General features: G+C 70.8%; 13 protein-coding genes. 7 read left to right on the top strand and 6 right to left on the bottom strand.

Annotated features, from left to right (window positions below; all coding sequences use genetic code 11):
• The first annotated feature begins 71 nt into the window (after positions 1 to 71).
• Positions 72 to 1,478, top strand: coding sequence for an oxygen-independent coproporphyrinogen III oxidase (hemN, locus tag AC1MLT_RS18900; protein WP_481035681.1), 1,407 nt, complete (start codon positions 72 to 74; stop codon positions 1,476 to 1,478).
• Here the strand turns inward: hemN and AC1MLT_RS18895 are convergent.
• Both AC1MLT_RS18895 and cydD read right to left on the bottom strand, forming a co-directional pair.
• Positions 1,378 to 3,165, bottom strand: a complete 1,788-nt coding sequence (locus AC1MLT_RS18895; protein WP_481035680.1) for an ATP-binding cassette domain-containing protein — start codon at positions 3,163 to 3,165, stop codon at positions 1,378 to 1,380. The two genes, hemN and AC1MLT_RS18895, sit on opposite strands and share 101 nt — an antisense overlap.
• On the bottom strand, positions 3,162 to 4,889 hold the full coding sequence (cydD, locus tag AC1MLT_RS18890; RefSeq protein ID WP_481035679.1) for a thiol reductant ABC exporter subunit CydD: 1,728 nt from the start codon (positions 4,887 to 4,889) through the stop codon (positions 3,162 to 3,164). The genes AC1MLT_RS18895 and cydD overlap by 4 nt, the downstream gene beginning before the upstream one ends.
• A gap of 113 nt (positions 4,890 to 5,002) precedes the next feature.
• On the opposite strand from cydD, the gene AC1MLT_RS18885 reads away from it, so the two are divergent.
• Genes AC1MLT_RS18885 through cydX form a run of 3 tightly spaced genes read left to right on the top strand, consistent with a single transcriptional unit; the run spans position 5,003 to position 7,867 of the window.
• Positions 5,003 to 6,574 carry a cytochrome ubiquinol oxidase subunit I gene (locus tag AC1MLT_RS18885; protein WP_481035678.1) on the top strand — a complete coding sequence of 524 codons (1,572 nt, stop codon included), beginning with the start codon at positions 5,003 to 5,005 and terminating at the stop codon, positions 6,572 to 6,574.
• 13 nt (positions 6,575 to 6,587) lie between these two features.
• On the top strand, positions 6,588 to 7,733 hold the full coding sequence (cydB, locus tag AC1MLT_RS18880) for a cytochrome d ubiquinol oxidase subunit II (protein ID WP_481035676.1): 1,146 nt from the start codon (positions 6,588 to 6,590) through the stop codon (positions 7,731 to 7,733).
• A gap of 29 nt (positions 7,734 to 7,762) precedes the next feature.
• The gene (cydX, locus tag AC1MLT_RS18875) at positions 7,763 to 7,867 is read left to right on the top strand and encodes a cytochrome bd-I oxidase subunit CydX (protein WP_481035675.1); all 105 of its coding nucleotides are present in this window, start codon (positions 7,763 to 7,765) and stop codon (positions 7,865 to 7,867) included.
• Positions 7,868 to 8,251: 384 nt separating this feature from the next.
• On the opposite strand, the gene AC1MLT_RS18870 is transcribed toward cydX, so the two are convergent.
• A complete protein-coding gene (locus AC1MLT_RS18870; protein WP_481035674.1) occupies positions 8,252 to 8,479 on the bottom strand; it encodes a hypothetical protein in 228 nt (75 codons plus the stop codon).
• A gap of 392 nt (positions 8,480 to 8,871) precedes the next feature.
• On the opposite strand from AC1MLT_RS18870, the gene AC1MLT_RS18865 reads away from it, so the two are divergent.
• A complete protein-coding gene (locus AC1MLT_RS18865; protein WP_481035672.1) occupies positions 8,872 to 9,969 on the top strand; it encodes a Gfo/Idh/MocA family protein in 1,098 nt (365 codons plus the stop codon).
• Positions 9,970 to 10,040: 71 nt separating this feature from the next.
• Positions 10,041 to 11,267 carry a tetratricopeptide repeat protein gene (locus AC1MLT_RS18860; RefSeq protein WP_481035671.1) on the top strand — a complete coding sequence of 409 codons (1,227 nt, stop codon included), beginning with the start codon at positions 10,041 to 10,043 and terminating at the stop codon, positions 11,265 to 11,267.
• On the opposite strand, the gene AC1MLT_RS18855 is transcribed toward AC1MLT_RS18860, so the two are convergent.
• From AC1MLT_RS18855 to AC1MLT_RS18845, 3 genes are read right to left on the bottom strand one after another with little or no spacing between them, the layout of a single operon-like run.
• On the bottom strand, positions 11,268 to 12,863 hold the full coding sequence (locus AC1MLT_RS18855) for an efflux transporter outer membrane subunit (RefSeq protein WP_481035670.1): 1,596 nt from the start codon (positions 12,861 to 12,863) through the stop codon (positions 11,268 to 11,270). It abuts the gene before it with no gap.
• The gene (locus AC1MLT_RS18850; protein WP_481035668.1) at positions 12,863 to 16,060 is read right to left on the bottom strand and encodes an efflux RND transporter permease subunit; all 3,198 of its coding nucleotides are present in this window, start codon (positions 16,058 to 16,060) and stop codon (positions 12,863 to 12,865) included. The genes AC1MLT_RS18855 and AC1MLT_RS18850 overlap by 1 nt, the downstream gene beginning before the upstream one ends.
• A 10-nt stretch (positions 16,061 to 16,070) precedes the next feature.
• Entirely contained in the window at positions 16,071 to 17,381 is a 1,311-nt protein-coding gene (locus AC1MLT_RS18845; protein WP_481035667.1) for an efflux RND transporter periplasmic adaptor subunit, read from the bottom strand.
• A gap of 236 nt (positions 17,382 to 17,617) precedes the next feature.
• Between AC1MLT_RS18845 and AC1MLT_RS18840 the strand changes: the two genes are divergently transcribed.
• Entirely contained in the window at positions 17,618 to 18,298 is a 681-nt protein-coding gene (locus AC1MLT_RS18840) for a nucleoside/nucleotide kinase family protein (RefSeq protein WP_481035666.1), read from the top strand.
• Positions 18,299 to 18,336 lie beyond the last annotated feature (38 nt).

Here is an 18,336-nt window from a genome sequence, read left to right as displayed (position 1 = left end):
TGCATCGACGGCGTGCATCCCGGTTGACTTCGGTCAAGGGAATGGGACGCCGATCGCGGCACAGTCGTCCGATGCATCCCTCCCCGATCCGCACCGGCCCCTATCCCGGACCCGAAACGATGGCCCGCTACGGCGGCCCCGGTCCCCGCTACACCTCCTATCCGACGGCCGACCGCTTCGTCGAGGCCTTCGGCGCCGACGACTACGCGCGGGCGCTGGCCGCGCGCCGCGAGGGCCGCGGCACGGCATCGCGGCCGATGTCGCTGTATGTGCACATCCCGTTCTGCGAGTCGGTCTGCTTCTATTGCGCCTGCCACAAGATCGTGACGCGCCGGCACGAGCGCGCCGACGACTACCTGCGGCTGCTGATGCTGGAGATCGCATTGCACGAGCGGGCGCTGGGCCTGGGCGCGCCGGTCTCGCGCATCCATCTGGGCGGCGGCTCGCCGACCTTCCTGTCCGACGCGCAGCTGGCGGCGCTGGCGCGACGGCTGCGCCAGGCGTTCGCGATCGAGCCGGACGCGCAATGGTCGATCGAGGTCGACCCCCGTACCGCCGATGCCGAGCGGCTCGAACGCCTGGCCGCCATGGGCTTCAACCGGCTGTCGCTGGGCGTGCAGGATCTCGATCCGGAGGTCCAGCGCGCGGTGCATCGCGAGCAGAGCCTGGAGAGCGTGGAGCGCCTGATCGCGCGGGCGCGCGAGCTCGGTCTGCGCTCGACCAGCATCGACCTGATCCATGGCCTGCCCCGGCAGACGCCGGAGCGCTTCGCCACGACGATCGAGGAGGTCTGCCGCCTGCGCCCGGACCGCATCGCGCTCTATGCGTATGCGCACCTGCCGCGGCGCTTCAAGCCGCAGCGCCACATCGACGCGGCCACGCTGCCATCACCCGCGCAGCGCCTGGCGATGCTGGCGAACGCATCGGGCCGCCTGAGCGCGGCCGGCTACGAGCACATCGGCATGGATCACTTCGCGCTGCCCGGCGATGCCCTGGCCGTCGCCCGCCGGCAGGGTCGTCTGCATCGGGATTTCCAGGGCTACTCCGACCAGCCCGCCGCCGACCTGCTGGGGCTGGGCGTCTCCGCCATCGGCCAGGTGGCGGGCTGCTACAGCCAGAACGAGAAGTCGCTCGCCGACTGGGGCGACGCACTGCGCCAGGGACGCTTCCCCGTGGCGCGCGGTCTGGCCTGCTCGCGCGACGACCTGACGCGGCGCCACATCATCATGGCGCTCATGTGCCAGGGCCGGGTGGAGTACGAGACCATCGCGCAGTCCTGCCTGATCGACATGGAGAAAGCCTTCCACGCCGAGCTCGAGCTGCTGCGGCCGATGGCCGACCAGGGCCTGGTGGCGCTGGAGCCGGGCGCCATCGTCGTCACGCCATCGGGGTGGTACGTGGTGCGCTCGATCGCCATGGTGTTCGACCGCTACCTGCAGGCCGACGCGGCGCGCGCGCAGTACTCGCGCGTCCTGTAGGGCGTGCCGGGCGGCGGGGGGCCGGCGACGCGTCCAGGCGGACGACGTCGTGGCACAGCGCGAGCGGGGCGGGGCGGTGCGACACCAGGATCAGGCCTTGCCGCGTGCGCTCGAGCCGGCGCGCCAGGCGCTCGACCACGCGGGCCTCGGTGACGGCGTCCAGGCCTTCGGTCGGCTCGTCCAGCAGCAGCCAGGGCGCCTCGGACAGGCAGGCCCGCGCCAGGGACAGGCGCCGCCGCTCGCCGCCCGACAGCCGCGCGCCGTCCTCGCCCAGCCAGGTGTCCAGGCCCTGTGGCAGGGCGCGCACGCGCTCGTCCAGCGCGGCGTCGCGCAATGCCAGCCACATCGCGGTCTCGTCGATGTCGGCGCCGGCCAGCGCCAGGTTCTCGCGCACCGTCGCGCCCAGCAGCAGCGCGTCCTGGGGCGACCAGGCGAAGGCGCGTCGCAGCAGGTCGGGATCGAGGTCGCGGTCGGCCAGGTCGACGCCATCGACGAGAACGGTTCCGGGGTCGATGGGGCGCAGGCCCAGGAGCTGCTCGACCAGGGTGGTCTTGCCGCAGCCGGACGGGCCGACCAGGGCGATGCGGTCGCCGGCGCGCAGATGCGCGCGGACCGGTCGCCGCAGATCGATGCAGGGTGCCACGTGGGGTGACTCGTGATCCGGGACGACCGATGGACCGCAGGGAGTGGCCGTGGCCGTTGCATCCGCCGTCCGCTGCGGGTCCAGCAGCCGGTCGAGATGGCGGGTGGCGACCTGGACCGCGCCGCGCTGAGCGAAGCCGCGCGTCCACGGACCCAGGCCCTCCAGCGCCATGAGCATCGCCAGTGCGGCGAGCGCCGCGAGCGGAGCGCCGGCCTGCCACGTCAGGGCGATGGTCGCGGCGACGGCCAGGCCGGCGACGGCGGGCAGCACGGCGTCGATCCAGCCGTCGACACGGGCGAGACGGCCCTGGTGGACTTCGATCGTCCGGCTCGATGCGGCGATGCGCGCGTGCGCCCAGGATTCGAGTCCGTAGCACCGCAGTTCCACGTCGGCGGCGGCGAGACGACCGAGTTCCTCCTTGAGTGCGCCGGTGGCTTCGCGCACGGCCCGGGCGGCGGCGCGCGCGCGCCGGCTCAGATGCCGGATCGATGCGGCGATCAGCAGCGCCGCCATGGCGAGCACCAGCAGCGCCGGCCAGCCGGCCAGCGCGACCAGCGCCGCACCGCAGGCCAGCGCGGCGAGCGCCCCGCGCACGGCGGTGCCGCGGATCAGATGGTCCTCGATCGTCCGGAGGTCCTGCATCAGCGCCGTCGTGGCCTCGCCGGTCGTCACCGTCGTCGTCGATGACGCAGCCGGAGCGCGTCGTCCGCGCGCCGCGCACAGGGCATCGAACAGCATCGGGCGCAGGTGGGCCATGGTGCGCAGCGCGCTCGCGTGTCCGAGCAGGCGCTCGCCATGGCGCGCTCCGGTCCGCAGGATGGCCAGCAGCCGGATGCAGGCGCTCGGCAGCAGGTAGTTGAAGGCTGTGGCGGCCGCCAGGCCCGCGCCGCCCGCCGCCGCCGCGCTGGCGAGGAACCAGCCCGATACGCCCAGCAATGCGACCGAGGCCACGGCCGCCAGCGCCGCGCACAGGCCGGCCTGGCGCCAGGTCCGACGATGACGGCGACGTTGCGTGGCCAGCAGCGTGGCGAGCGACCCGCTCACGCCGGAGCCTCCAGCCGGACCACCACGTCGGCGATGGCGGCGAGCCGTTCGCTGTGCGTCGCGATCACGGTGGTGCGCCCGGCGCGGGTGCGGGCCAGCAGGTCGATCAGTTCGGTCTCGGCCGCCATGTCGAGGTGGGCGGTCGGTTCGTCGAGCAGCCACAGCGAGGCCGGGTCGAGCAGCGCGCGTGCCAGCGCGATGCGTCGGAGTTCGCCGCCGGAGGCGCCGCTGGCGCGATCGTCGAGCCGCGTCGACGCGCCGCCGTCGCGCCGCGCCCGCATCGCTTCCAGGCCGGTCAGCCGGATCACGTCCGCCAGCGCCCGGGGCGAGGCCTCGGGCCGGGTCAGGCGCAGGTTGTCCTCGAGCGTGCCGGGCACGATCAACGGCGCCTGGCTCATCCACGCCGCGCGCCCGGCCAGCGTCTCGTCGGGGGCGAGCATCTCGCCATCGAGCAGGATGCGGCCGGCCGTCCGTGGCGCCGCGCCCATCAACGCGCGCAGCACGCTGGTCTTGCCGCTGCCGGACGGGCCGACGAGCGCCACGGTCTGGCCGGGCGCGATGTCCAGGCACAGGTCGCGCACGGCCGGCAGCGGCTGTCCGGCGTGATGCACCGTGAGGTGCTCGAAGCGCAGGCCGGGCGGCCTGCACCCCGGCATCGCCGCGGCCCGTTGCCGGGGTACCGATGGCTTCGATGCCACGAACGACGTGTCGAAGGCGGCCAGTCGCTCGGCGGCGGTCTGGGCCGCCTGCCGGTCGTGATAGGCCGCCGCGAGCCGCCGCAGCGGGGCGTAGAACTCGGGCGCGAGCGCCAGCACGAAGAAGGCGCTCGCCAGGGTCAGCCGCTCCGGCGCCGGGAACGGCAGCAGGCCCAGCAGGGCGAAGCCGGTGTAGACGGCGACCAGCGCCACGCACAGCGCCGAGAAGAATTCCAGCACCGCCGACGACAGGAACGCCAGGCGCAGCACGCGCAGGGTGCGTCGCGCCACCTGCGCCGAGGCCTCGGCCAGGTGTTGCGCGACGCGCGGCCGCGCACCGAAGGCCAGCACCACCGGCAAGGCGCGCAGCCGATCCGCGAAGACGCCGGAGAGTCGCGACAGCGCCTCGAACTGGCGGCGCGACTCGCTCGCCGATGCTGCGCCCGCCAGCATCAGCAGCAGCATGAACGGAATCAGCGTCGTGGCGAGGATCGCCGCCGTCACCGGACTGGCCCAGGCGACGGCGCCCAGCACCAGCAAGGGCGCCACCACGGCGGCCCGCCGCGCCGGGACGAAGCGTGCCAGGTAGCCATCGAGCGCATCGACCTCGTCGACGGCCAGCTGCATCAGGCGACCACCACCGTCCGTGTCCGGCGCTGCGCGGGCGTCGGCGCCGGCACCCGTGCCGGCGGTGCGTCCCAGCACCTGCCGCACCAGGCCCTGACGGAGGTCGGTCCTGGCCCGTCCCGAGACCCGCGCGCCGAGGCGTCGGGCCCCCATCGCCGCGAGACCGCGCGCCAGTGCCGATGCCACGAGCAGCGAGATCCATGCCGCGAGGCCGTGGCCACCCCCGGCAATCGCGGCGATGGCGCCCGCGAGGCCGCCGGCGAAGCCGATCGCGGCGGCCGTGTCGACCAGCAGCAGCACGGTGGTGCGATCGAGTTCCGGCGCCCGGCGCTCCAGCGATTTCAGGAACAGCCGTCCGGCCGTGGTGGCGGGATCGACCGGCGCGAGAGTGGGAGTGGCCATGCGCCGACGATCGTCGATCCGTCCGGACCGGTCGTTGATCCAGGTCAAGGTTGCTGGAGCGCCCGGCCCTTAAGGTCGCGCCATATCACGAGCGACCCGCTCCGAGGACCCCGATGGACACCGGCATCGTCGACATCTCCCGCCTGCAATTCGCGCTCACCGCGCTCTATCACTTCCTGTTCGTGCCCCTGACCATCGGGCTGTCGTTCATGCTGGTCATCATGGAGGCGATCTACGTGATGACCGGGCGGCCGGTCTGGCGCGACATCACGCGCTTCTGGGGCAAGCTGTTCGGCATCAACTTCGTGCTGGGCGTGGCGACCGGCTTGACGATGGAGTTCCAGTTCGGCACCAACTGGTCGTACTTCTCGCACTACGTGGGCGACATCTTCGGCGCGCCGCTCGCCATCGAGGGCCTGATGGCCTTCTTCCTGGAGGCCACGTTCGTCGGCGTGATGTTCTTCGGCTGGGAGCGCCTGTCGCGGCTGGGTCACCTGCTGGTCACGTTCATGGTCGCGCTGGGCACCAACCTGTCGGCGCTGTGGATCCTGGTGGCCAACGGCTGGATGCAGAACCCGGTCGGCGCCGCCTTCAATCCCGAGAGCATGCGCATGGAAGTCACCGACTTCGCCGCCGTGCTGCTCAATCCGATCGCACAGGCCAAGTTCGTGCACACCGTGAGCGCGGGCTATGTCATCGCGGCGGTGTTCGTGCTGGGCGTGTCGGCGTGGTATCTGCTGCAGAACCGCTTCGTGGCGGTCGCCCGCCGCTCGATGACCGTGGCGGCGGCATTCGGACTCGCGGCCTCGCTGTCGGTGGTGGTGCTGGGCGACGAGAGCGGCTATGCCCTGACCGACAACCAGAAGATGAAGCTCGCCGCCATCGAGGCGGCCTGGCACACCGCGCCGTCGCCGGCCGGCCTGACGCTGTTCGGACTGCCCGACTTCGAGTTGCGCGAGACGCGCTACGAGGTGCAGGTCCCCTGGGTGCTGGGCCTGATCGCCACCCGCAGCCTGGATGGCGAGGTGACCGGCATGTCCGAGCTGGTCCGGCGGGCCGAGGAGCGCATCGCTTCGGGCGTGCGGGCCTACGATGCCGTCGAGCGGCTGAAGACCGCGCCCGGCGATGCGCTGGCGCGCGCGCAATTCGAGGAGCACCGGCGCGACCTGGGCTATGGCCTGCTGCTCAAGCGCGTCGTCGCGGATCCACGCGACGCCACGCCGCGGCAGATCGCGGCGACGGCCTGGGACACCGTGCCCAGCGTGCCGTTGATGTTCTGGAGTTTCCGGATCATGGCGGCCATCGGCCTGGCCATGGTGGCCCTGTTCGCGACCGCCTTCGTCCTGTGTTCGCTGCGGCGACACACGCGGGCGCGCTGGTTCTGGTGGCTCGCCGTCGCGGCGCTGCCCTTGCCCTGGATCGCGGCCGAGCTCGGCTGGATCGTCGCCGAGATGGGGCGGCAGCCCTGGGCCATCGAGGGCGTGCTGCCGACCTTCCTGGCGACCTCGACGCTGACGCGCACGCAGCTCTGGATCACCCTGATCGGCTTCACCGTGCTGTATGGCGGACTGGCAGTGATCGAGGTGCGGCTCATGCTCGCGGCGATCCGCCACGGTCCCTACGACCCGGTCGGCGATCCGGCGCCCGCGCCGGGCGTGCTCCCGGCCTCACCTCTCACCGCCTAAGGCGACATCGCACATGACTTTCCTGGACTTCGAGACCCTGCGCCTGATCTGGTGGGCGCTCGTGGGCGTGCTGCTGATCGGCTTCGCCCTGACCGACGGCTACGACCTGGGCGTGGGCGCCGTGCTGCCGTTCGTGGCGCGCACCGACGTCGAGCGCCGCATGGTGATCAACACCATCGGCCCGAACTGGGAGGGCCACCAGGTCTGGTTCATCCTCGGCGGCGGAGCGCTGTTCGCGGCCTGGCCGTTCGTCTATGCGGTGAGCTTCTCCGGCTTCTACCTGGCGATGTTCGTGGTGCTGGCGGCGCTGATCCTGCGACCCGTCGGCTTCAAGTACCGCTCCAAGCGGAACGATCCGGCCTGGCGCACGCGCTGGGACTGGGCGCTCTTCGTCGGCGGACTCGTGCCGGCGCTGGTCTTCGGCGTCGCCGTGGGCAATGTGCTGGGCGGCGTGCCGTTCCGGCTCGACAGCGACCTGCGCGTGCATTACCTCGGCAGCTTCTGGGAACTGTTCCATCCCTTCGCGCTGCTGTGCGGCGTGCTGTCGGTGGCCATGCTGGTTCTGCATGGCTGCAACTGGCTGGCATTGAAGGTGGAGCGCGGGCCGGTCCATCGACGAGCGCGGTCGATCGCCGTGGTCGCGGGCTGCTGCAGCCTGCTGCTGTTCGTCCTGGGAGGGGCCTGGGTCGCGTGGGGCGGCATCGGCTTCCGGCTGGAAGGACTGCCCATCACCGACGAGGCGTCGAACCCGTTGCGCTCCAGTGCCGTGCAGGCCGCTGGCGCCTGGCTGCGCAACTACGCGCTGGCCCCGGCCTGCCTGATCGCGCCGGCGTCGGGCATCGTCGGCGTGCTGCTGGCGCTGATCGGCATCCTGGGACGGCGCGAGTCCCTGGCGTTCGCCGGCTCGTCGCTCTCGTGCGCCGGCATCATCGCGACGGTCGGGGTCTCGATGTTCCCCTTCATCCTGCCATCGAGCATCGACGCGCATTCGAGCCTGACGGTCTGGAACGCGTCGTCCAGCGCGCGCACGCTGCGCATCATGTTGTTGGCCACCGTGGTGTTCCTGCCGATCGTCCTGGCCTATACGGCCTGGGCCCTTCGCGTCATGCGGGGCAGGGTCACGAGCCTGCACGTCGAAACGCGCCCGGACCTTTATTGAAACAAGAGAAGAAAGCAGGAGAAGCACGCATGTGGTACTTCACGTGGATCCTCGGTATTGGCCTGGCCGTGGGATTCGGCATTCTCAACGGCATCTGGCACGAATTCCATCTGCCCCCGGACGATGGCATGTGACCGATGCGTTTCATCGACTCGATAGCCCGGCTGGTCCGGACGGCGATGACCATTTAGAAATGGCGGGGCGGGGCGGGATCGGGGGGAAAGGGAGAGGCGGTGGCATGGCCGAGCGGACCATGCGAGCCCCGAGACACCAATGAACGCGCCACTGTCTCAGTTGTCGCGATGTCGGGGCCCTGAATCTAAAAAATGCATGTCTCTTGCTGCGGGAACCATTTTCCAATACAGCAAATTTCAGCGTTGATCAGCGGGCACAAGGGCTCTGCTGAAAAACGTCAAGCAGTCGCCATCAACATCGTTAATTGTTTTTTATTGTTATTATTAATATGGAATTCGCGGGCTCGACATCGAGCAACCGGAATTCAGCCGGTGCTCAAGATTTCAAAGACCGCCCTGGGTTGCCGAGGAAGGATCGAAATAGCCTTCCTTGCGATGCCGTGCGGGACCTTCGGTCTCTTCTTCCACGGGGCCCGAGGAAAATACCAGGCTGCCGAGGGCCAGAGCGAAGCAGACGGCCAGGGAAACCCAGCCGAAAGCAGCAACCAGACCCCAGGTCAGTGCGACGCTTGCCAAGAGAATAAGAATTTTCATGATGTTGCGATGATGCATTCGTCAAGATTCTGTGTCTGTGACTCATTTCACGGAATTGGGGCTACTCCGTAGATCATTGAATTGCTTTGCCAAGGCGTATTTTTTAGATGAGAACTTAGGTTTAACTATTTGATTTTTGACCTCAGCGACGGTTAAACCAAAAGTACTCTATTGAAAATCTGTCTGGGAAGTTCATCCTTTGTGTGCCTTGGGCCGCCGTTGCCGCCGCCTGTTGAGCGCATGGCCGTCCGCGTATCGACGTAGGGTCCGGCCGGGCATCGGCCGTCCCGGTGGGCCGTGACGAAGGAACGCCATCGGAGCCTTCGATTTCTCGGGCCGTTCCCGTCCCGGGCCGGCCATGATCTTGGGCTCGGTCACCAGCCGATAGGGAACCGATCGAAAATCGAGCCATGAATCCATTCGATGACCGGATCCGCATCGTGGTGGCTGGTGCCGGTGTCATCGGTCAGGCTCATCTGCGCGTGATCGACGATGCCCCGGACTGCCGGCTGGCGGCCATCGTCGATCCGTCGCCCGCCGCGCGTGTACTGGCCGAGCGCCATGGCGTGTCGCTGTACGCATCGCTCGACGACCTGCCGCGCGACGGTCCGCAGCGCCCCGACGGCGTGATCCTCGCCACGCCCAACGCGCTGCATGTCGAGCAGGCCCTATGGTGCGTCGCGGCGGGCCTGCCCACGCTGCTGGAGAAGCCGATCGCCCCGACCGTGGCCGAGGCCGAGCGACTGGTGGAGGCCGTCGAGGCATGCGGTGCCCGGCTCCTGGTCGGCCACCATCGCGCCCACAGTCCGCTCATGGCGCGGGCCCGGCAATTGATCGACCAGGGCCGGCTCGGCCGCCTGGTGGCCGTGATGGGCAGCGCCGTCTTCCACAAGCCCGATGCCTATTTCGACGATGCGCCCTGGCGCCGGCAGGCCGGTGGCGGCCCGGTCCTGATCAACATGATCCACGAGGTGCACAACCTGCGCATGCTGTGCGGCGAGATCGTCGCCGTGCAGGCCATCGCCTCGAATGCCGTGCGCGGCTTCCCGGTGGAGGACACGGTGGCGATCGCCCTGCGCTTCGCCAGCGGGGCCTTGGGCACCTTCATGCTCTCGGACACCGCGGCCTGCGCCCGCAGCTGGGAGCAGACCTCGCGCGAGAACGCGGCCTATGCCACCTACCCGGACGAGGACTGCTACGTGATCGCCGGCACCGCCGGATCGCTGTCGATCCCGACGATGCGACTGCGCACCCACGCTCGCGCCGAGGACCGGTCCTGGTGGACGCCGCTCGACACCGAGGTGGTCGAGGCGGAGCGCGCCGATCCGCTGGTGCGCCAGCTGGCGCACTTCCGCGCCGTGGCACGCGGCGAGACGACACCGCTCGTGAGCGCGCGCGATGCGTTGGAAAACCTGCGCATCACCGAGGCCATCGGCGAGGCCGCGCGCAGCGGCCGCGTCGTCGACACCACGCCGTCCGGCCGCGCCCCGACATCCCGCATGGATTAATCTGCGGGTCACCGGCGCGCCTCGATTCCGTGGTCATCCGCTGCCCGGATCCGCAGCCGGCGAGGAGCACCATGACCGAACCCGTTACCGCCACCGCCCTCGAAGCGGCCCGTCGACACTTCATGGAAGGCCTGGCGTACCTGGCCGCGTCGCGCTTCGCCGAGGCCGAGGCCCGGTTCCAGGACAGCCTGCGGCTGGCGCCGGGCCGGATCTCGACGCTGATCAATCTGGCGGCGGTGCGGCTCGAACTGGGGCGACCCGATGCCGCGCTGGAGGCGGTGTCGCAGGTGCTGGCGATCGAGCCCGACAACGTCGAGGCCTGGTTCCATCGCGGCAATGCCGAGGCGATGGGGCCGCGGCCGGCCGACGCCCTGCGATCCTTCGAGCGCGCCGGCGCGCTGGCGCCGGGCTCCGCTCCACCCTGGTTCCGTCACGGCCAGGTGCTGCAGGGCCTGGGCCGCGATGCCCAGGCCCTGCCGTCCTACGAGCGCGCCGTGGCGGCCGACCCGGCCTACGCGCCGGCCTGGACCAACCTCGGCACGCTGCTGCGCGAGCGGGGACGCGTCGACGAGGCCGCGCACGCATTCCGGCAGGCGCGCGAGCAAGGCGCCGACGCCGAGCTGCATGGCTACTACCTGGCCGCCGTGGGTGCCGGCACGGCGCCGGCCGCCGCGCCCGCGCTGTACGTGGAGACCCTGTTCGACGACTATGCCGAGAGCTTCGCCGGCCACGTGGTCGACGTGCTCGACTATCGCGCCCACGACATCCTGGCCCGGGCCGTGGCGGAGGCGGCACCCGGTCGCCGATTCGCGCGTGCGCTCGACCTGGGCTGCGGCACGGGCCTGTGCGGCGGTCTGCTGCGCTCCCGCGTGCAGCACCTCAGCGGCGTCGACCTGTCGGGCCGCATGCTGGCGCAGGCCGAGGCGACCGGGGCCTACGATGTCCTGGCGCGGCAGGACGTCGTGGAATTCCTGCGAGCCGCGCCGACGGACTTCGACCTCGTGACGGCCGCCGATGTCTTCATCTACATCGGCGACCTGTCGGCCGTCTTCGCCGCCGTGCGACGGGTGCTGGCGGTCGACGGACTGTTCGCCTTCTCGGTCGAACGGGCGACGCCGGAGGCGACGTCCTTCCAGTTGCTGCCGAGCCTGCGCTATGCCCACGGCGAGGCCCACCTGCGCGAACTGGCGCGGGCGCACGGCTTTGCGGTGTCGCGGGTCGAGCGCGGCGCGGTGCGCCACGATCAGGGCCGGCCGATCGAGGGCCTGTTCATGCTCCTCGCGCCGACCGCCCCCTGATCAGCCGCCGGGGGCGGACGGCAGCTCGGTGGCCGAGGTGGTCCGCAGCCGGTTCGCCGCGGCGGCCGGCGCGCCGTCGTCGACCCAGCCGCCACCGAGTGCGCGGTAGAGCGTCAGCCGGTTGGCCTGCTCGATCAGCTGCAGGGCGAGCAGCGACTGCTGGGCGGTGTAGAGCGAGCGCTGCGCGTCCAGCACCACGAAGTAGTCGCCGCCCCCGGCGCGGAACAATGCGTCCGAGAGCTCGAAGGCGCGCGTGGTGGCGGCCAGCAGCGACCGTTGCGCGGCCAGGCGCTCGTCGAGCGTGCGGCGCGCCGCCAGCGCGTCGGCCACTTCGCGGAAGGCGGTCTGCAGGGTCTTCTCGTAGGTCGCGAGCTGGATGCGCTGCTGCACCTCGGCCACGCGCAGGTTGGCGCGATTGGCGCCGCCGTCGAAGATCGGCACGCTGATCGACGGCGTGAAGCTCCAGATGGCGCTGCCTTCCTTGAACAGGCCCGACAGGCTGTTGCTGGCGCTGCCGCCCGAGCCGGTCAGGGCGATGCGCGGGTAGAAGGCGGCGCGCGCGGCGCCGATGTTGGCGTTGCTCGCGCGCAGGGTGTGCTCGGCGGCCCGCACGTCGGGTCGCTGCTGCAGGATGTCCGAGGGCAGGCCGGCCGGCGGCGCCAGCAGGCGGGCCACCGGCGTCGCCGCCAGCACGCCGGCCGGCGGCACCGGCAGCAGCTCGGCCGGCGGCGTCGTGCCCACCAGCAGCGCCAGGACGTTGCGGTCCTGCTCGACCTGGCTGTCGAAGGCGGCGGCATCGGCCCGGGCGGTGTCGACGGTGCTGCGGGCCTGGGCCAGCGCCAGGCCCGACTGCGCGCCCAGCTGATAGCCGCGCTCGATCAGGTCGTAGGACTTCTGCCGGCTGGCCAGCGTGTCGCGCGCCAGGCGCAGGCGCTGCTGGTCGGTGGCCAGGGTGAGCCACGCGGTGGCGACATCCGCCACCAGGCTGATGCGGGTGCTGCGACTCGCGTCCTCGGTGGCGAAGAAGCCTTCCAGCGCGGCGTCGCCGAGATTGCGGATGCGGCCGAACAGGTCGAGCTCGTAGCTGGCCAGGCCGATGGTGGCGCTGTACTGCGTCGCCAGGCGCGTCGTCCCGTTGGCGGCCAGCGTGCCCGGCGTGCGGGAACGGCTGCCGGCGACGCCACCGGTGAGCGTCGGGAAGACCGCCGCCTGCACGATGTCGTATTGCGCGCGGGCCCGCTCGATGTTCAGCGCGGCGACGCGCAGGTCGCGGTTGTTGGCCAGCGCCAGTTCGACCGTGCCGCGCAGGCGCTCGTCGACGAAGAAGTCGCGCCAGCCGAGCTCGCTCGGCGCGTCCAGCGGGACATCGGTGGCCGCGTTGGCAGCGGCCGCGGCGGCCGTCGCCGCCGGCGCCGAGGCCCAGGCCTGGGGCACCGGCGCCGCCGGCGTCGCAGACCGGGGCGCCAGGTTCACGCAGCCCGCGAGCAGGAGGGCCGGCAGGCCCAGGGCGACGAGCAGGCATCGCGCCGGCGGCCGGGGCGCGAGCGACGCAGACGGTTGGACGGGCGTCGGAAATGGAGCGGGGCGGCGCGGCATCAGCGACCTCCCGATGCGGCCACGGCCACGGTCTCGCCACCGGTCGGCGGCGGCTCCGGCGTCTCGCGGCGCCGGGCGCTCCGGCGCTCGATGAAGCCGCGGATCAGCACGAAGAACAGCGGCACGAAGAAGATGCCCAGCGCCGTGCCGACGACCATGCCGCCCAGCACCGCGGTGCCGATCGACTGGCGCCCGCCCGCGCCCGCGCCGGTGCCCAGGGCCAGCGGCAGGACGCCGAAGCCGAAGGCCAGCGAGGTCATCAGGATCGGCCGCAGGCGCAGCCGCACCGCTTCGAGCGTGGCGTCCATCACGCTCTTGCCCTGCTCCTGGAGCTGCTTGGCGAATTCCACGATCAGGATCGCGTTCTTCGACGACAGGCCCACGGTGGTCAGCAGGCCGACCTGGAAGTAGACGTCATTGGTCAGGCCCCGCAGTCCGGTGAACAGCAGCGCCCCGACGATGCCCAGCGGCACCACCAGGATGACCGAGAACGGCACCGACCAGCTCTCGTAGAGCGCGGCCAGGCACAGGAACACGAACAGGATCGAGATCGCATAGAGCATCGGCGCCTGCGCGCCCGACAGCCGCTCCTGGAACGAGGCGCCGGTGAATTCGTAGCCGATGCCCTGCGGCATCTGGCGCATCACGTCCTCCACCGCCGCCATCGCCGCGCCGGAACTCACGCCGGCGGCGGCATCGCCCACGAACTCGTAGCTCGGGCTGCCGTTGTAGCGCACCAGCTGCGGCGAGCCATAGCTCCAGCGCGAGGTCGAGAAGGCGCCGAAGGGCACCATCTGGCCGAGCGTGTTGCGCACGCTCCAGCGGCCGATGTCGGCCGGCAGCATGCGGAATGCCGTGTCGCCCTGCATGTAGACGCGCTTGACGCGGCCGTTGTTGAGGAAGTCGTTGACATAGGTGCCGCCCATGGCGGAGGACAGCGTGGTGTCGATGGCGGTGGTGGTCAGGCTCAGTGCGCCGGCGCGGGCATCGTCGATGTCGACCGCGAACTCCGGGGTGTCCTCCAGGTTGTTGCTGCGCACGTTCACCATCTCCGGGCGCTGGCCGAGCAGCTGCAGCGCCTGGTCGCGCGCCTTCACCAGGGCCTCGTGGCCGAGGCCGTTCTGGTCCTTGAGATAGAAGTTGAAGCCGGCATTGGCGCCCAGGCCGCGCACCGCCGGCGGCAGCACGACGAAGATGCGCGCGTCCCGGATCGCCGCCAGGTCCCGGCTGCCGCGACGCGCGATGGCGGCGGCGGAGTGCTCCGCGCCCTTTCGTTCGGCCCAGGGCTTGAGCAGCACGAAGGCCCGCGCCGAGCTCTGGTCGCCGTTCTGGCCGGTCAGCAGGTTGATGCTGACGACATCGGGCTGCTTGGTGAAGTAGTCCTGGACCTGGGCCAGGATGGGCTGAAGCCGGGCGTTCGAGGAACCCGGCGGCAGGGTGATCTGGACCTGCACGAAGCCCTGGTCCTCGTCGGGCAGGAAGGACGTCGGCAGGCGCAGGAACATCACGGCCATCGCGATGCAGATCGCCAGGTAGACCGCCAGGCTGCGCCAGCCGCGCCGCACGATGGCGCCGACGAAGCCCTGGTAGCGGTCGGCGGTGCTGTCGAAGCGGCGGTTGAAGCCGGCGAAGAAACGATCGACCCCGCCCATCAGGCCCCTGCGCGGCGCGCCGTGCGAGGTGTGGGCGCCCTTCTCGATCGGCTTGAGCAGGGTGGCGCACAGGGCCGGCGTCAGCGTCAGGGCCACCAGCACCGACAGCACCATCGCCGAGACGATGGTGATGGAGAACTGGCGATAGATCACGCCGGTCGAGCCGCCGAAGAAGGCCATCGGGATGAACACCGCCGACAGCACCAGCGCGATGCCCACCAGCGCGGGCGTGATCTCGTCCATCGACTTCCTCGTCGCCTCCTTGGGCGACAGGCCTTCCTCGCTCATCACGCGCTCGACGTTCTCCACCACCACGATCGCATCGTCCACCAGCAGGCCGATGGCCAGCACCATGCCGAACATGGTCAGCGTGTTGATCGAGTAGCCGAACACCGACAGCACGCCGAAGGTGCCCAGCAGCACCACCGGCACCGCGATGGCCGGGATCAGCGTGGCGCGGAAGTTCTGCAGGAAGACATACATCACCACCACCACCAGCAGCATGGCCTCGAGCAGCGCCTTGACCACCTCGTCGATCGACGCGCTGACGAAGGGGGTGGTGTCGTAGCTGACGAAGGTCTCCAGCTGGTTGGGGAACAGCGGCTTCAGCTCGGCCACCTTGGCGTTGACGGCCTCGGCCACCCGCACCGCGTTGGCGCCGTCGGCCAGCACCACACCCATGCCGGCGCCGGGGCGACCGTTGAGCAGCGAGCGCACGGTCAGGTTCTCGGCGCCGAGCTCGACGCGCGCGACGTCCTGCAGCCGGACCACGGCGCCGTCGGCCGTCGCGCGCAGCACCACGGCCCTGAACTGGTCGGCCGTGCGCAGCTTGCTGCGCGCGGTGATGGTGGCGTTGAGCTGCTGCTGCGAGGTGGCGGGCAGGGCGCCGAGCTGGCCGGCCGAGACCTGCGCGTTCTGCGCCACCAGGGCGCTGTTGACGTCCGAGGGCATCAGCGCGTACTTGCGCAGCTTGTCGGGGTCGAGCCAGATGCGCATGGCGTAGCCCGTGCCCAGCGTCTGCACCTCGCCCACGCCATCGATGCGGCTGATGACGTCGATCAGGTTGCTGGTGATGTAGTCGCCGACGTCGACGGCATCGGCGCTGCCATCGGCCGAGTACATCGAGACGATCATCAGGAAGTCGTTGCCGCCCTTGGTGACCGTGACGCCACGGCTCTGCACCGCCTGCGGCAGGCGCGACATGGCCTGCTGCAGCTTGTTCTGCACCTGCATCTGCGCGACGTCGATGTCGGTGCCGGCATTGAAGGTCAGCTGGGTGCGCGAGATGCCCGAGGAGTTGCTGGTGCCCTGCAGGTAGAGCAGGTTGTCCAGGCCGGTCATCTGCTGCTCGATCACCTGGGTGACCGAGTCCTCCACCGTCTTGGCCGAGGCGCCGGTGTAGGTGGCGTTGATGGAGACGCGCGGCGGCGCGATGTCGGGGTACTGCTCCAGCGGCAGCGAGCGGATCGACATCAACCCGGCGAGCATGACGATGATGGACAGGACCCAGGCGAAGATGGGTCGGTCGATGAAGAAGCGTGCCATGGCGGGTCCTTCAGCGCATGGCCGTCGTGCTCGGCGGGGCGGCGGAGGGCGCCGGCGCGGCGCTGGCCACCGGACCCGGCGAGCCGCTGGCGGGCGACTTCGTCGCCGAGGCCGCGGGCGCGGGCCTGGCCGCGCCCGCGGGCGCCGCGACCTCCGAGGCCCGCACCGTGTCGCCCACGCGGGCGCGCTGCGAACCCTCCACCAGCACGCGATCGCCGGCGGCCAGTCCCTCGAGCAACTGCCAGCGGTTGCCGACCGCGCGGCCGACCTTGATCGGACGCCGCGCCACCTTGTCGTCCGCTCCCACCACCAGGGTCGAGGCGCTGCCGTCGGGCGCGCGCGTCACGGCCTGCTGCGGCACCAGCAGCGCGGCGTCGTTCACGCCTTCCTGCAGCACCGCGCGCACGTACATGCCGGGCATCAGCAGGCGGTCGGGATTGGGCACCACGGCGCGCAGCGTGACGCTGCCGGTGCCGGCGTCGACGGTGACGCCGGCGAAGGTCAGCCGGCCGGGATGCGGATAGACGCTGCCATCCTCCAGCAGCAGGCGGATCGGCGCCTCGTCCGCCTTGCCGCGCTCGAGCCGGCCTTCGGCCAGGTCGCGCTTCAGGCGCAGCAGCTCGGCGCTGGACTGGGTCACGTGGACGTAGACCGGGTCGAGCTGCTGGACCGTGGTCAGCGCGGTCGTCTGGTTGGCCGTGACCAGGGCGCCCGGCGTGACGCTGGAGAGTTCGACCCAGCCGGTGATGGGCGAATTGATGCGCGTGTAGCCCAGGTTGATGCGCGCGGTCTGTTCGGCCGCGCGCGCCACCGCCACGTCGGCCTCGGCCTGCTGGGCGGCGGCCAGGGTCGATTCGTTGACCTGCTGGCTGATGGCGTCGATCTTCACCAGTTCGCGATTGCGCTGCGCCACCGTGCGGGCCGTCGCGGCCGTCGACTCGGCCTTGCGCACGTTGGCCTGGGCACTGGCGTAGCTGGCCTGGAAGGGGGCCGGGTCGAGCTGATAGAGCGCCTGGCCGGCCTTGACCAGCGAGCCCTCGTTGAAGAGCCGCTTCTGCACGATGCCACCGACCTGGGGCCGGATCTCGGCGATGACCGGCGCCACCGTGCGGCCGGAGAGCTCGGTGTTGAACGCCAGCCGCTCCGGCCGCAGGGTGACCACGCCGACCTCGCGCGGCGCCGGCGCGGCGGCCGTCTTGCTGGCGTTGTCGCTGCGCGAGCAGCCGGTGGCCGCGAGCCCGGCGATCAGACAGATGGCGAGACCGGATCGGGCGCCACGGAAGGACGGCCGCAGCGGCGCGAATCGGACGGAATAGGGCATGGAACTCGCGGGTGGGGGTGCGGTTGGAAGAAGAACCAAAGTGTGCGGTGGCATTGTCGCGACCGACCCGGGCGCCGGCGTCCGACCCCTTATCTTTACCGAACTTCACATTTTTCGCGGACCCATGCGTCACTTGCCATGACGCCGGGTCGGCGAACCAGCGATGCGTGCGCTCGCATCGAGTCCGCATCCGGACTGGAGAGAATCCAGACCCCTTCCGTCTTCGAGATCCATTCATGAATCGTTCCGTTTCTCCGACCTCCGCCGCGACCGTGCCGGCGGCTCCGGTCGCTCCCGTCCTCGGCCCCCACGCGCTCGCTCGCGTGGGCGATCTGCTGCAGGACGGCCGGCGCAAACTGCTCGGGCTGGCGGGCGCGCCGGGCGCCGGCAAATCGACACTGGCCCTGGCGCTCCAGCAGGCGTTCCCCGGCATTTCGCAGGTCGTGCCGATGGATGGCTTCCATCTCGCCAACGTGGAACTCCGGCGCCTGGGTCGTGCCGGGCGCAAGGGTGCGCCTGACACCTTCGACAGCGCCGGCTATGTCGCCCTGCTGGCGCGGATGCGCGACGCGACGCCCAACGAGATCGTCTATGCGCCGGAATTCCGCCGCGAGATCGAGGAACCGATCGCCGGCGCCATCGCGGTGCTGCCGGAGACCCGGCTGGTGATCACGGAAGGCAACTACCTGCTGCTCGACCATGGCGGCTGGGAGGATGTCGCGGCCCTGCTCGACGACGTCTGGTACGTGGATGTCGACGACTCCCTGCGCACCGATCGGCTGACGCGGCGCCATGAGCAATTCGGGCGCAGCCGGCAGGACGCCGTCGACTGGGTCGCCGGCACCGACGAGCCCAATGCCCGGCTCGTCGCCGCCACCCGCGCGCGGGCGCGCTTCGTTTTCGGCTGGGACGATTGAGCGAGATCGCCGTATCGCCGTATCTCGGCGGAGACTCA

It is taken from the genome of Variovorax sp. PEI5 (assembly GCF_056679935.1).
This window is presented reverse-complemented; position numbering and strand designations above follow the sequence as displayed.